This is a genomic window from Granulicella sibirica (assembly GCF_004115155.1).
In the GTDB taxonomy this organism is placed as follows: domain Bacteria; phylum Acidobacteriota; class Terriglobia; order Terriglobales; family Acidobacteriaceae; genus Edaphobacter; species Edaphobacter sibiricus.
This window is the reverse complement of the sequence record NZ_RDSM01000001.1, coordinates 359,211-373,994: the sequence shown is the minus strand read 5'-3', so window position 1 is coordinate 373,994 and position 14,784 is coordinate 359,211. Positions and strand designations below refer to the sequence as shown.

Here is a 14,784-nt window from a genome sequence, read left to right as displayed (position 1 = left end):
CGTGTAATGGGAAATATGGGAGCGCAGATGCAGCAGGGACCACAGCCATTGCCGGGTGTGAGCCATGTGATCGCGGTGGGAAGCGGCAAGGGCGGAGTCGGCAAGACGACGGTGGCGGTGAACCTGGCGGTTGCGCTTGGCAAGCTTGGGTATCGGGTCGGGCTGATCGACGCTGACATCTACGGGCCGAATGTGCCGACGATGCTTGGGGTGACGCGCCAGCCGAACGTAACGGGGAACTCGATGATGGAGCCGATCCTGTCGCATGGGGTGAAGTTCATCTCGGTAGGGCTGATCTCGCCCGGCGACAAGCCGATGGTGATGCGCGGACCGATGCTCCACCAGATCATCCGGCAGTTCCTGACCCAGGTGCTGTGGGAGGAACTGGACTTCCTGATCGTGGATCTGCCTCCAGGAACCGGCGATGTGGTGATCTCGCTGGTGCAGACGGTTCCGCTGACGGGCGCTGTCGTGGTCTCGACGGGATCGAGCGTCGCGCTGCAGGATGCGCGAAAGGCCCTCGAGATGTTCCACCAGGTCAAGGTCGAGGTGATCGGCATGGTAGAGAACATGTCGCAGATGACTCTCCCGGATGGAACCGTTCTCGATGTTTTTGGTGCGGGAGGCACGGAGCGGACCGCGGCCCAGTTTGGGTTGGAGTACCTGGGCGGGGTGGATCTGGATCCGAAGGTGCGGGAGGGTGGAGATCGCGGGATGCCGGCGGCGCTGGCCGGGCCAGAGTCTCCGCTGGGGAAGCCGTTCTTCGAGATCGCGCATCGGGTTATAAGCCGGGCGATGGAGATTGCGCGCCAGGATTCCGACGTCCTGGAGATCACCTAGAAGTACCCCACCCTGGGTGAAAGTCCTAAAGTCTTCGAATCATTGGACTTAGGTGTGGACTTCGGCTTAGGTCCACGCCTAAAGTCTTTAGAATGTGCGGCATGTTTGGAAAGTCTCTCGTAAAGTATTCAAAAAAAAAGAGATAGTCAGAGCGTTGCATGCACTCTTGGACGGTTATTGAGCGAGTTGCTTCGAGGCCGGGGTTGACGTCTAGCGTAGAGTTAAGGTTGATCGTTGGGTGAGGAGGTGGGGCCATGACGAGCGCGGAACGATGCACGGTGCGGCAGCGCCTGATTCTTACGGCCATCGTCGAGAACTATATCGAGACGGGGGAGCCGGTGGGGTCGGGAACCATCGCGGCGATGATGTATGCGGGTTCAGGGGCTGCTGTTGGCCAGGGTGTCAGCGCGGCCACGATACGGAACGAAATGGCGGAACTGGCCGATCTCGGATTGCTGGAGCAACCGCACACGTCAGCCGGCCGGATTCCAACGGCTAGGGCGTTCCGCATGTACGTGGAGCAGTTGCGTGGTGGCGGCCGGGGACTGACGGGGCTTTCGAAGAGCTCGCGGACACAGATTGACCGGAAGTTTGCCGGGGTGGCTGGAACGCAGGAGGTTCTGGAGCGGACGTCGCATGTGCTGGCGACGCTTTCAAGCGGAGTCGGGCTCGCGGTGACGGCTGCAGCCGAACGTGTCGATACCCTGGAACACATCCATTTTTCTCGGCTTGCCGCAGCTCGCGTTCTGGCTGTGGTGGTCACGCAGAGCGGGCAGGTGCGGGACCGGGTACTTGGGCTGGAGAAGGATTTGACGCCGGTGACACTCGAGACAGCGGCGCGGTTTCTGAATGATCAATTTCGCGGCTGGAGTCTCGAGGCCGTGCGGACCGAGCTAACCCGGATGGTCGATGATTCGCGCAGCGAGTACATGCGCGAGGCTAGGCAACTTTGGGCGAAGGCTGTGCCGGAGGGTATGGGGCAGCCGCAGACCGTGTACGTGGAAGGCGTAGCGAACCTGATTGGCGTTCAGATGGCTGGCGAGGACGCGGTCCGGCTTCGGGAATTGCTTGCAGCGCTGGAGGCAAAACAGCGTCTTGTGGAATTGTTGAACGCGTATATTGATGCTCGGCAGGAGAGCGTGCGCGTCGTGTTCGACCTCGAAGAACAGGCGCCGGAGATGGCGGGGCTTGTGCTGATCGCGGCGCCTGCGCGGATGCAGGGCGAGAACCGTGGGACCGTGGGTGTGATTGGTCCGAAGCGGATGCGGTACGAGGATACGATGAACGCAGTGTTGTACATGGCAAAGGTGTTCGACCGGGTGCTTCAGGCTCCGGGCGGAACGCCGTAGAGTCAGGAGTTGTGGCGGATGGCGGAAAAGAGCGGTTGGGACAAGGTCGCGCGTTGGGCCGGAATCGGCAACAATAGAGAGATGGAGCAAGAGATGGAGAGCAACGATCAGATGGTGGAAGAGTTGAATGGGGAAGTGCTGGATCCGGAGTCCAACGCTGGTACGCGAGGCGTGACAGAGGCCGGGCAGGAAGGTTCGGATGTTCAGCCGGACGGCGGATCCTACGCAGAAGTGGCGCAGTTGAAGGGCGAGCGGGACATGCTGATGGATCGCCTGGCCCGGCTGCAGGCGGAGTTCGATAACTTCCGCAAGCGTGAGGCGAAGGAGCGGCAGGATACGCGGGACTATACCGTCGTCTCGACGGTGGAGCCGTTTCTGGGTGTCATGGATAACTTTCAGCTGGCTCTGAAGGCGAATGGCACTGCGGAGCAACTTCGTGGCGGCGTCGAGTTGATTTTGAAGCAGATGGAAGACGCGCTGAAGGGTTTGAACGTTCAACCAGTAGAGTCTGTCGGAGCGATGTTCGATCCGCGAGTCCACGAGGCTCTGGGAAGCATCGAAACTGCCGAGTTTCCGGACCACCAGGTCATGGAAGAGATTCGGCGCGGGTACAAGATTCGGGAGAAGCTGCTCCGACCGGCACTCGTCCGGATTGCTTCGAATCCGGCTCAGGTTTCGGAGTAAGAGTTCTTCGACGAGTACAAACGCAGATCTCTGCGGGAACGACAACCAGATAAGCAACGGCTACAGATAAGCAACGGCAGCAAGGCTAGGCAGCAACAGGCGTGGGGCGGTTGAGTCGGATAGGAAGAGTTGGGAGATGGCTACGGCAAACGTGACAAAGATAGACTTCTACGAGGTATTGAGCGTATCCCGGACGGCGAGTGATCAGGAGCTCAAGGCGAGCTACCGCAAGCTTGCCATGCAATATCACCCGGATCGGAATCCGAATAATCCGGAGGCCGAGGACAAGTTCAAGGAGTGTAGCGAGGCCTACGGGGTACTGAGCGATCCCGAGAAGCGCGCGGCGTATGACCGTTACGGGCATGCTGCGTTCCAGGCGGGTGGCCCCGGTGGCGGCAATCCGTTCGCGGGCGGTGGGAATGCGCAGGATCTTGGGGATATCTTCGGCGACCTCTTCGGCGAGATGTTCAACATGGGCGGGCAACGGAAGGCGTCTCGCGTCCAGCGTGGACGCGATCTGCGCTACGACATGACGCTCGAGTTCGAAGACGCGGTGTTCGGTAAGGAAAAGGACATCACGATTCGCCGATCCGAGATGTGCGTGGAGTGCAAGGGAAGCGGCGCTACGAAGGAGAAGGCCCCGGTGACGTGTCCGCAGTGCGGTGGGCGCGGGCAGCTCAGGACGCAACAGGGATTCTTCTCGGTGGCGCGGACGTGTGCGCAGTGCCAGGGAACGGGAACCATCGTCAAGGATCCGTGCAAGGTGTGCGCGGGACAGACTGTCGTGCAGCGCGAACATACGATCTCGGTGAAGGTTCCGGCGGGCGTGGAGCAGGATACGCGCATCCGGTATCAGGGCGAGGGAGAAGCAGGCAAATTCGGCGGACCTCCTGGCGATCTGTATGTGGTGCTTAATGTAAAGCAGCACAAGTTCTTCGAGCGCGATGGCGATGACCTTCATTGCGTGATGCCGATCTCATTCCCGCAGGCAGCGCTTGGAACGGAGCTCGCGATCGAGACGCTGTATGGGCGCGAGTCGATCAAGATTCCCGAGGGTACGCAGAGCGGGAAGGCTTTCAAGCTTCGCGACAAGGGCGTTCCGCACCTGAACGAACGCGGACGTGGAGACTTGGTCGTCGAGGTGCGGGTGCAGACTCCTGCCAAGCTCTCGAAACAGCAGAAGGACTTGCTGAAACAGCTTGAGGAGACGATGGGCGTAGAAAATACGCCGCATTCACGCGGGCTCTTCAACAAGATGAAGGATATTTTCAGCTAGGAGCAGCTTGGGCGGAGATGCTTTGCGAGTGATGGGTATGCGCTTCGTCTTTGCTCTAGTCGGTCTTGTTCTTTTGGAGGCGCCTGGGCTTATGGCTCAGGCGCCTGCTCCGTCTGGGGCCGCGATTACTGCGGATACGTCAGGGCAGGCGGGGTATACGCTGCGGACCGAATCGAACGTCGTATTGCTGCCGACGCAGGTGCAAACGAAGCACGGCGATATGCTGTACGAGTTGAAGCCGGAGCAGTTCGTTGTCGAAGACAGCGGGGTGAAGCAGGCGATTCACCTGGACGAAGATACAGATGCACTCGGGCTATCGCTCGTGGTGGTGGTGCAATGCAGCCGTTCGGCGGTGATGGAGTTTGCCAAGCTGCAGGGCCTGGGAACGATGATCGACGAGATTACGGGCGAGGCTCCGCGGGAGGTCGCGCTGATCTCGTATGGGTCTGAGCCGGAACTGCTGGGCAAGTTTTCGCGGAATCCGGATTCGCTGCAACGGGCACTGAACGATCTCGAACCGTGCGATGACGATTCCGGTGCGGCGACAATGGATGCAGTCTCGTACGCCACGAAGCTTCTGGAGAAGAGGAATAACCACTATCGGCACGCGATCCTGTTGATCTCGGAGACGCGGGACCATGGAAGCAAGGAGCGGCCGGAGAAGGTGATCGCCTCGCTTGGGCGGACGAATACGGTGGTGGATTCGGTGGCGTTCAGTCCGGCCCGGAACGAGATGGCGGGAAGCCTATTTCATGGGCAGATGGGGCCTGGTCCTATCGGCTTGCTCGTGGCTGCGGTGCAGGCAATACGGAAGAACGTCTCGAAAGAGCTGGCAGGACTTTCGGGCGGTGAGTACGTGAACTTCACGTCGCAGAAGGAGTTCGACGCGGGGCTGCACCAGCTTTCGAATCACATTCACAACTACTACCTGCTGAGTTTTCAGTCGGCCAGCGACGCTGCCACGGGGCTGCACCGGCTGTCGGTGAAGATCCCGGATTATCCGGATGCGAAGATTCGGACACGGGAGAGCTATTGGGCGGGACCGTTGGATGTCCCGGTGGTGCCGGAGACGAAGGAAGAAGTGAAGGAAGAGAAGAAAGACGAGAAGAAGTAGACGCTAGCCGAGGTGGGTACTGGCGATGGCGATTGCCGCGATGGCAGCCGTTTCGGCGCGGAGGATGCGGGGGCCGAGGGTGACCGGTTGCCAGGTGTGCTGGGCGAAGAGGGTCATCTCTTCAGGGGTCCAGCCGCCTTCGGGGCCGATGGCGATGGCAGTTTGCACACGCGGGTGGGCTTCCAGAGCGCTCGATAGGGTCGTGGCCTGTTCGGTTTCGGAGAGAAGGATGCGGGTGGGGCTTTGCTCTTGCTCCAATGCCAGTTTCAACGCGATTGGGTCAGTGACCTCGGGGATGTCGGTGCGGCGGGACTGCTGCGAGGCCTCGTGGGCGATGCGGCGCCAGCGTTCGACGCGCTTCATCGCGGCCTGAGCCAAGTGTTTTTCGGTGCGGCGAGCCAGGACGGGCGTGATGCTCGCTATGCCGAGCTCGGTGGCTTTTTCGACGGCCCACTCGAAGTGGTCGAACTTGAAGATGGCGAGGTAGAGGCGGAGGGGGAGAGCAGCGTCGGCTTCGAGTTCCTCATGCATGAGGAACTCGACGGACTCGGGAGAGACGGTGGTGACTTCGGCCCGGTGGAGGAAACCTCCGGCGACGACGTCGAAGATCTGGCCAGGCTGGGCGCGGAGGACGCGGGCGAGGTGGTTTGCCTGCTCGCCGGTAAGGGCAGCGGTGGCAGGACGATCTTCACGAAGCGTCCAGGTGTCGGCGATCCAGCGGCGGCGGGTCATTTGGGGCAGGGAGTAGGGAAGAGGGAGTAGGGAGTAGAGGGCATGTCAGGGGATCACGATTGTCTGTGGGGTTTGGTGGTAGAGGTCCAGGGTGATCGTCGCGGATTTGCGGGTGTCCCAGGTGGACTTGGGGACGGGGAAGTGGAAGACGAGCTGGCCTTCGGCGCTCTGGCCCGGGGCTATGGTGGTCTCACGTAGAAGCGGCGGTGCGGCGAGGGGCTTCAGCTTGGGGAAGGCTATGAAGATCGCGGGCAGGTCGGATTTCGAGATGGCGCTGGTGGCGGATTCCTGGTTGTCGCCGGTGATGAGGGAGGCGGTGATGGTGTTGATGGTGATGGGGAGGCGGAGGTGGTCGTCGACCTTGAGGGTGGTGAAGACGTAGAGGTCGTCCTGGGTGCTGGCGCCTTCGCCGACGACGATGGACTGGCTCTTGAAGGTGGTTTGGGTGGGGACGACCGAGGTGTTCGAGAGGGACAGGGAGGCGGTGTCGTGGGGATTGAAGTAGAAGACACCGGCGGCAATGAGGGCGAGGACGCCTGCGGCGATCAGGAGGGGGAGGATGGGGCTGCGTGCGGGCTGAGCGAAGGTCGGGTCGGGCATGCTGGTTAGACGGCCGGGCAGCGCTTGCTCACTCGACGTTATCCGAGGATAACAAAGGCTCGTCGGGCACGGTGGAATCAGAGTCGCGATTGACGGCGTACTCGTCGAGCAAAACGGTGATGAGGGCGGCGGTAGGGACGGCGACGAGTGCTCCCACGATTCCGGCGAGAGCCGTGCCGATGAGAAGGGCGACAAGGACGGTGAGGCCCATGAGGTCGACGCTGGACTTCATGATGCGCGGAGTGAGGAAGGCATTCTCGAAGTTGACGTAGATGAGGTAGAAGATCAGGACACCGAACATCTTGGGCCAGGAGTCGAGCGCGGCGACACCAGCGACCAGGGTGATCGTCACGACGCCTCCGGCGATCGGAATGATGTTAAGCAGGCCCATGAGGACGCCAAGCAGGAAGAAGTAGCGGACGCCGAGGAAGCCAAAGGTGACGGTACTCGCGACTCCGAGCGTGAGCATCAGGAGCCCCTGGCCGAGAAGCCACTTGCTCATCTTGAGTTCGGCCTTCTTCAGAGTGATGTCGAGGCGCTTGCGGGATTTCGGTCTGAAGAGCGAGAGGAAGAAGTTGTAGGCGGTCTCACCTTCAAGCATGAAGTAGATGCAGAGGAAGGCGCAGGTGAGGATGTCGAAGAGGTGCGAAAGCCAGTGAGGGAGCGACGAGAAGATGTAGCCGCCGACAGCAGTTGCGGCGGATTCAGCGCGCGCGGCAATGCCGTCAACGCCGAGTTTGTCAGCCATCGGGAGGTGCTTGACCTTGGCGACGACCTCAGGGATGCGGGCGGGGAGGTCGGTGAGGAACTCTCGGAGGTCGCGGAGGACGGGCGGGAGGCCGATGATGAAGAAAACGGTCAGCGCGACGATGATACCGACGATGAGCAGGACGATCGAGATGGCTCGGGACGGCTGCCAGCCGCGGATGCGGAGCTTCGAGATGCTCTCGATGACGGGCATGAGTACGACGGCGAAGAGAGCAGCGACGTAGATGATGCGGAGTTCTTTGACCAGCATCCACGCGAGGCCCATGAGAATGATGGCGCCGAGGAAGAAGAGGATGTTGGCACGGACGGCTGCGCGTCGTTGCGCGGGCGTCTCGACTTCGGTCTCGGCTAGCGTCGTGGTTGACGGCTTGGACCGGGATGGATCAATCGTGTTGGCGGCCTGAGGGGACAGAGGGTGCTCCTGTCGTGCATCTCTTTGAGAAGTAAGAGCAGTTTTGAAGTGAGATGCAGCTGGAGTGGATTTTGCAGTTCCTGTAGGTGGTTTTGTTTTCCTTTTCGACTATCTTCTCGGCGACCGTTATGGGCAGGTGGCGAGGGTGCGCAGTACGGCATCCACTGTCTCGGGCGGAGTCAGGTCTTCAGTCTGCTGGATAACGCGAGCGAGGCGTCTGTAGTGGGGAAGTCGCGATTGAAAGCGGGCCTGCGCGGCAGATGGGTCCTGGAGGACTGGACGGTCAAGAGCCTGGAGGACGCAGCGATCGAAGAGGACGGGGAACGGTGCGTCGAGGAAGACGGTGAGGGTTCCCGGAGCCTGTTCAATGAGAAGGCGGTTCGTGTGAATTTCAGGCACACCGCCACCGAGAGCGATGACGATGTTCGACATGCAGAGCGCCGAGGCGAGCGCCGTCGATTCGATGCGGCGAAACTTCGGTTCGCCGAGATCGGCGAAGAGGCTTGGAATCGTCGCCTGGGTGCGCTGTTCGATGTGGTGGTCGAGATCGAGGAATGCCCATCCCAGACGAGTTGCAAGGGCGCGGCCGACGGTGGATTTGCCGGCTCCCATGAAGCCGGTGAGCAGGATGCGGCGAGTATTTGCAGGAAGGGCAACGGGGGGCACGGTCACCTCCGCGGCTGCAATCTGCGGAACGGTCTGAGCGGCGGTCTGGGTGGCGGTCTGGGCGGTCATGGGGCTTCCTTGAGTTGAGTGTCCGGTGCAAAACAAAACCGCGACCCTTGAGGGTCGCGGCTTGAGGAGGTTCGAAGTCTCTGTTTATCAGGAAACCCAGAGATGCAAGCCCGCCCCAGCCGCAGGATGCCACCGATAGTAGCTAAACGACTCGATCTGGGAGTGCTTACTCATCTGAAGGTCAGAGTACACGTGGTGCCGAAGCGGTGCAAGTTATTTGTCTCAGCCGGCTCGTTACTCCAGGTTTACTCAAGGTCGTGGAGAGAACCGCCGGTGACGAGTTGATCCGGCTCACCCTTCAAAGAGAGAGGACCGGACTCCGTCTGGGTTCCTGCGATCACGCCCGGAGGAACACCTGTTTCAGGATCCGAAGGATCTTCCGCCATGCGACTCTTGATCTTGATCCAAAGATCATCGTCCGGGTCGATCTCTTCCGCTTCCACATCGATCAACGCTTTCGCAGCGTCAGCGATGCTCTCCAGATCGCGGACTAGAGCCGCACAGTCCGGATGGGCCGCGAGGAACGTCTTGAGCCTTGGATCCTCGAACAAACTTCCTGTCTGGTTGGCGAAGAATTCCGGGAGATGCTCCTCGAAGTCCGCCTGGCTCATGTTATCGAAATCGAAGTTCGGGTCCGTCATAGAGCAATCTCCTTGGTTCCCTGCGTCGGGCTGGGGAGCTGGGTGGACTGTCCGTTCTGACGGAGAAGTTCTCGCAGCTTCAGGCGTGCTTTGTGGAGCTGAGACTTGCTGTTTCCAGTGGAGCAGGCAAGCATGGTGGCGATTTCATTGTGCTCGAAGCCTTCGACATCATGGAGAACGAAGACCATGCGGTAGCCGGGAGGAAGCGAAGCGACCGCGCGCTCCAAAGCCACGCGGTCGACGGAGCCTGAAAGCATCGGATCGCGGCTGCCAAAATCGCGCTTCGGTGCGTCATCTTCCGACGGGTTGATGGTCTCCTCGAGCGAAACGAGGTTCAAGCCCTTCTTGCGAAGATGCATGAGCACGAGGTTCACGGTGAGGCGATGGAGCCAGGTCGAGAATGCGGACTCGCCGCGGAAGCTGCCGAGCTTGCGAAAGAGATGAAGGAACGCTTCTTGCGTCATGTCCTCGGCTTCGGAGACGTTGCCGAGCATGCGAAGGCAGAGAGTGTAGACGCGGCGCTTATGGAGTGCGTAGAGTTTTGAAAAGGCTTCGGCGTCGCCATTCTTGGCGGCCTCGATGGCCTCCGCTTCGCCTGCAATGGGGGGATTGCGTTTGAACAAACCAGAGTTCGGTTTCGCCGGCTCGGGAGTCGCCGGCGGCGCATCGACGGGTGGAACAAGTGTCATGGGTAAACCTTCGACCTGCGTGAGTTGATGATCCGGTCTCGTGCTGAAGTTCGTGCCGGTACTCGCCAACTCCAAGCCTATCGCAACTGTGGACATTCCGCCTCCATAGGACGATAGGAGGCGACAGCGGGAAGAAAGGTTGTTTTCCCGTAGCGGGCCGGGAACGAACTTCTTTTGGTCTTTTCTTCTTTCCTGTGGGAAAAGCGTAAGTCCTCAGGATCCGATAAAGCGCGCGTAAAGCGTGCGGGCCTGGATGATATCCGTGGTGCCCTGGATGACGGCCCGGCCGTCGGGAAAAAGGGTGAGGGTGTGTGGACCCCGGCGGAAACGGAGGAGGAGGTCGTTCGAGCGGAGATCCTCGATGTCGGGATGGCGCGCGAGGCGCGCCCGCATGGCTATGAAGTCGACAGGTCTTTGGTGCTCGTGGATCTGCACCGAGTTGCGGCCGCAGAGCGTAATGTGGGGTCGCCCCGTACCGGCAAGATGAGTAAATTCACGTCGGCCGCAGACCGGGCAGTCTGGGTCGGGACGTGACGTGTTGATCTCGGACCGGTCGCCGGTCCAAAGGTCGAAGGAGATCAGCGAACGGCGAAGCAGATTGGGCTGGCGCGTGAGAAGCTTGAGGGCTTCGGTAACCTGGAGCGACGCTGCGAGATTGACGGCGGTCGAAAGGATGCCGGAGGTATCGCAGGTTTCGACGGGGCCGGTAGGAGGCTTTGGGAAGAGGCAGGCCAGGCAAGCGGTGGGCTCGTAGGCCGGAGTGGAAGGCAACTTAGTTTCGATGCCTTCAACGGTTCTCGGCAGGATGTTCATCGTCGCGGCATAGGCACCAACGGCGGCGGCATAGATCCAGGGCTTTCCCTGTTGAACCGCGTAATCGTTAAGGAGGTAGCGGGTTTCAAAGTTGTCGGTGCAGTCGAGGTAAACGTCGATACCGTTGGCCGGGCTTAGAACGTCTTCAATGTTGGCGGGGACGAGGTCAGCGATGTGAGCGCGGACGGTGACGCCGGCGTTGAAGAGAGCGATGTGACGCCGGGCGGCTTCGGCTTTTGGCAGGCCTTCGAGGGCGTCCGCCTCGTCGAAAAGGATCTGGCGCTGCAGGTTGGAGGGTTCGACGAAGTCGCGATCGATGAGGGTCAGGGTTCCAACACCGGCGCGCGCGAGGAGCGCGGCGGCCGCTGCCCCGGTCGCTCCGCAACCGATGATGGCCGCATGAGCGGTGGCGAGATGGGCCTGACCATCTGCCCCGATCCCTGGGAAGAGGATCTGGCGAGAGTAACGGTCGGCGAGCGGAGATAGGAGGGCGCTGATGGCGGTTTCGGGCATTTTAGGCTGGGCGGACTTGGCGGCGACTCTGCTGGAATTTCACTCGCGGCGTGGTTCTCCCTTCGTAGTATAGAGAGGATGATCGTGTTTCGTGACGGCAGTTGACTTGTGCTCGCCGTTCCGCATCTCACCGATATTGATCGTGTTATGAAGTCGAGTGTACGCACCGGATCCGTGCGCGGTAGACGTCCGGAGGCAGCCAGAGGATCGTTCGCCGATTCTTCCGGGTTTGGCCGGAAGCGCGCCCCCAAGGGCTCGTTGTGATCCCCGGGAGATGGAAAAGGCTGGGTCGTTGTGCGAGGGCAGAGTCTAGTGCTTTTTGGGAAGAAGACGCCGCTGCGGCGGTGGATGAAAGAAGTTCGTGGTGCGGGCCTGCTGCTGAGTATGGGGTTGCTGCCTTGCGTTCCTGGGCTTGGTCAGGCCACTGGGACGTCTCCGGCAGGATCGCCGGCATCAGGGGCAGTGCAGCAGGCGCCGGCTACCGCCCCGGGGGCAGTCCCGCAGGCGTCTCAGACCGTAGTTCCGAATCAACCGGCAACTCCAAACGATGAGGGCCTTGGCCCGGTGAAGCCAGCGCTCGCGGAGACGGTCTGGCAGCTAAAAGGGGTTCGAGTCGACAAGATTCAGTTTGAAGGCGTGACGTTCGACGCGACAGATACCCTGCCGTCCGAGCTGGAGCAGCATGCTGGCGAGCCACTCGATCCGCAGAAGGTGAGGTCAAGTCTGCGCAGGCTATACGCGAGCGGACGATACCGGGATATCTCTGTCCGGGGGGTAAGAAGTGGAGACTCGGTGACGCTCATCTTCGCGGGTCCGGCTCGCTTCTATGTTGGACGAGTGCAGATTCTTGGCATCAAGGAAGAACGACTGGCGTCGCTCGCCGAGTATGGCACGAAGCTGGACCCGGGAACGGCGTTTACGGCGGCCTCGGTTCCCGCAGGGGCGGAGGGTATCAAACAGTCCCTGGCCTCGAACGGATATTACCAGGCACAGGTCTCTGTCAACACGACCACGGACCCTGCGGGGCAGCAGGTCAATGTCACCTATCTGGTCAACTTGGGGCCGCAGGCGAGGGTTGGAAACGTGTCGGTGGAAGGCGATGATATCGGGCTGTCGCTGAAGGAGTTTCAGAAAAAGGCGAAGCTGAAACACCGCTCCAAGGTGTCGCGCGACACGACAAGCAATGCCCTCGATCGGCTGAGGAAGCAGTACCAGAAGAAGGACAGGCTAGAGGCGGCGGTTTCGCTGCAGAAGTCGACCTACGATACGGGACGAAAGGAACTGGACTATGACTTTCGTGCGAGCCAGGGCCCGGTTGTGAAGGTGACGATTGAGGGAGCGAAGGTCTCGAAGAGCAGGCTCCATCTGCTGGTTCCGGTGTTCGAGGAGAGCACGGTCGACAACGACCTGTTGAACGAGGGTACGCACAACATCAAGGAGTTCATGCAGCAACAGGGGTACTTTGACGCCACCGTCGAGGTAAAGGTCATCGGGGCGGGCACGGCGAATGAATCCATCGTCTACAGCGTGGACAAGGGACGATCTCATAAGGTGCTCGACGTTACGATCACAGGGAATAAATATTTCAGCACGGAGCTTCTGAAGGAGTCGCTTCGGGTGCAGAAGGCGGACGCTTACCTGCGCAGCGGCCGGTATAGCAGCGCGCTGGTGAAGCAGGACGAAAACTCGATCGAAGCGGTGTATCGAGCGAACGGATTCAAGAACGTCAAGGTGTCGTCGAGCGTCAAGGACACCGACCCTCCGGAAAACTCGAAGAAGGCTGTAAAGGCGTTGATCAGCGTGGCGTTCACCGTGGACGAAGGGGCGCAGCAGAAGTTCGGTGCCGTACAACTCGCGGGTGTGGATACGTCGCGCACAAACGATATTCGAAGCCTGCTCAATGCGCAGTCCGGCCAGCCGTTTTCGCTGATCACGCTCTCGGGGGACCGCGATGCCGTGCTTGGGTATTATGTGAGCCATGGGTTCGACCAGGCGAAGGTAGAGATTAGGCAAACCCCCGATAAAGACGATCCGACCGACACCAACGTCACGTTGAGTGTGACCGAAGGGCAGCAGGTCTTCATCAACCACGTTCTTTTATCTGGGATTGAACGGACCAAGCCGCAGGTGGTGAAGGATCAGATTCGGGTACACGCGGCGGATCCTTTGGATCAGAGTGCATTGCTGACGACGCAGCGGAATCTCTATAACCTTGCGCTCTTCAACGAGGTCGTGGCTGCGGTGCAGAACCCGCTTGGCGAAGCTCCGACAAAGAACGTGCTCGTGCAGGTTACGGAAGCCAAGCGTTGGGACATCACATACGGCTTCGGTTTTGAGGCGCAGACCGGCCGGCCAAACCAGGGTCAGATATCGACGGCTTCGAAGATTCAGCTTGGGCTCGATCCAAATCAGACTTATACGCAGGAAGGTAAGACCGGGGTGAGCCCCAGGGTCTCTCTGGATGTATCGAGAATCAACCTGCGTGGCAAAGACGAGTCAGTAACGCTGCACACGACCTATGGCTTGCTCGAGAAGGTGGCCACGGTCAGTTTCCTGAACCCACATTTGCGTGGAAGTAACAAGTTCTCGGCGACGGTGTCGGGTGGTTACTCGAACGTGCAGAACATCTCTACATTCTCGGCTTCTACCTTGCAGGGTGATTTTCGAGTCTCGCAGAGAGCCAATAAGACGGATACCTTTATTTATGACTTTCAGTACCGTCGTGTCGCGGTCGACCCGAACAGTCTCGAGGTTTCCGCGAACCTGATTCCCCTGCTCTCGCAACCGGTGCGCGTGGGCGGACCAGGGATTACGTGGATCCATGATCGCCGACAGCCTACGCCGCTGGATGCTACGAAGGGCTCGTATAGCTCGGTGCAGGAGTTCCTTGCGACGTCGAAGTTCGGTTCGCAGACTTCGTTCAACCGCCTCGATATGACGAACTCGACCTACTACACCTTCGGCAAGAACCCACAGCATAAGTACACCTTTGCGAGAAACACCCGCTTCGGTTTCGAGAATGCCTTCGGGGTAAATCCGAATACAACCAACCCGGTTGTCAGCACCACGGTCTGTGCTGGTGTGCTTCTCACGACGAACGCCAGTTGCAATGCGGTTCCGCTGCCAGAGCGGCTTTATGCGGGCGGCGCGTCGTCGCATCGCGGCTTCCCGATCAACGGGGCGGGTCCACGCGATCTGCAGACGGGTTTTCCGGTTGGGGGCTCGGCGGTCTTCGTCAACACCTTTGAACTCAGGATGCCCGCTCCCACACTTCCTTATGTCGGTGACAATGTGAGCTTCGTGGTCTTTCACGACATGGGTAACGTGTTCCAACAGCTCTCGCAGGTCTTCCCGAGCTTCGGCCGTTTTTCACAACCGAACAAGCAGACCTGCAACAACGTCTCCGGCTCGATCGGTACATGCGACTTCAACTATTTTTCGCATGCCGTCGGTCTTGGCGCCAGATATAAGACGCCGGTTGGACCGATTCGCGCTGACTTCAGTTACAACCTGAATCCTCCGGTCTACCCCATCATTTACGACTTCAACGGGAGCAATCCTTACGCCGCGCAGGCGAGTCATTTCAACTTCTTCTTCAGCATCGGGCAGAGCTTCTAA

General features: G+C 60.1%; 13 protein-coding genes. 6 read left to right on the top strand and 7 right to left on the bottom strand.

Annotated features, from left to right (window positions below):
* The first annotated feature begins 6 nt into the window (after positions 1-6).
* The 5 genes from GRAN_RS01565 to GRAN_RS01545 all read left to right on the top strand — a co-directional run bounded on the left by GRAN_RS01565 (position 7) and on the right by GRAN_RS01545 (position 5,263).
* Positions 7-840, top strand: a complete 834-nt coding sequence (locus GRAN_RS01565; protein WP_128911264.1) for an Mrp/NBP35 family ATP-binding protein — start codon at positions 7-9, stop codon at positions 838-840.
* A gap of 254 nt (positions 841-1,094) precedes the next feature.
* The gene (gene hrcA, locus GRAN_RS01560) at positions 1,095-2,189 is read left to right on the top strand and encodes a heat-inducible transcriptional repressor HrcA (protein ID WP_128911263.1); all 1,095 of its coding nucleotides are present in this window, start codon (positions 1,095-1,097) and stop codon (positions 2,187-2,189) included.
* Positions 2,190-2,207: 18 nt separating this feature from the next.
* Positions 2,208-2,873, top strand: coding sequence for a nucleotide exchange factor GrpE (locus GRAN_RS01555; protein WP_241654274.1), 666 nt, complete (start codon positions 2,208-2,210; stop codon positions 2,871-2,873).
* A gap of 136 nt (positions 2,874-3,009) precedes the next feature.
* The gene (dnaJ, locus tag GRAN_RS01550; RefSeq protein WP_128911262.1) at positions 3,010-4,149 is read left to right on the top strand and encodes a molecular chaperone DnaJ; all 1,140 of its coding nucleotides are present in this window, start codon (positions 3,010-3,012) and stop codon (positions 4,147-4,149) included.
* A 91-nt stretch (positions 4,150-4,240) separates the two neighbouring features.
* Positions 4,241-5,263, top strand: coding sequence for a VWA domain-containing protein (locus tag GRAN_RS01545; RefSeq protein WP_128911261.1), 1,023 nt, complete (start codon positions 4,241-4,243; stop codon positions 5,261-5,263).
* 3 nt (positions 5,264-5,266) lie between these two features.
* Here the strand turns inward: GRAN_RS01545 and GRAN_RS01540 are convergent, their stop codons facing one another.
* The 7 genes from GRAN_RS01540 to GRAN_RS01510 form a co-directional block, all read right to left on the bottom strand.
* Positions 5,267-5,995 (bottom strand): RsmE family RNA methyltransferase, encoded by a 729-nt coding sequence (locus GRAN_RS01540; protein WP_128911260.1) that lies wholly within the window; start codon positions 5,993-5,995, stop codon positions 5,267-5,269.
* 45 nt (positions 5,996-6,040) lie between these two features.
* Entirely contained in the window at positions 6,041-6,595 is a 555-nt protein-coding gene (locus GRAN_RS01535) for a DUF4352 domain-containing protein (RefSeq protein WP_128911259.1), read from the bottom strand.
* Between the two features lie 28 nt (positions 6,596-6,623).
* Entirely contained in the window at positions 6,624-7,658 is a 1,035-nt protein-coding gene (locus GRAN_RS01530; RefSeq protein ID WP_277751205.1) for an AI-2E family transporter, read from the bottom strand.
* A 243-nt stretch (positions 7,659-7,901) separates the two neighbouring features.
* Positions 7,902-8,510, bottom strand: a complete 609-nt coding sequence (locus tag GRAN_RS01525; RefSeq protein ID WP_128911257.1) for a shikimate kinase — start codon at positions 8,508-8,510, stop codon at positions 7,902-7,904.
* Between the two features lie 245 nt (positions 8,511-8,755).
* Entirely contained in the window at positions 8,756-9,151 is a 396-nt protein-coding gene (locus GRAN_RS01520) for a hypothetical protein (RefSeq protein ID WP_128911256.1), read from the bottom strand.
* Positions 9,148-9,840, bottom strand: a complete 693-nt coding sequence (locus tag GRAN_RS01515) for an RNA polymerase sigma factor (RefSeq protein ID WP_128912909.1) — start codon at positions 9,838-9,840, stop codon at positions 9,148-9,150. Before GRAN_RS01515 ends, GRAN_RS01520 begins: the two co-directional genes overlap by 4 nt.
* A 213-nt stretch (positions 9,841-10,053) precedes the next feature.
* Positions 10,054-11,166 carry a ThiF family adenylyltransferase gene (locus GRAN_RS01510; RefSeq protein ID WP_128911255.1) on the bottom strand — a complete coding sequence of 371 codons (1,113 nt, stop codon included), beginning with the start codon at positions 11,164-11,166 and terminating at the stop codon, positions 10,054-10,056.
* 348 nt (positions 11,167-11,514) lie between these two features.
* Here GRAN_RS01510 and GRAN_RS01505 point away from each other — a divergent pair, with 348 nt between their 5' ends.
* Entirely contained in the window at positions 11,515-14,784 is a 3,270-nt protein-coding gene (locus GRAN_RS01505) for a POTRA domain-containing protein (RefSeq protein ID WP_241654273.1), read from the top strand.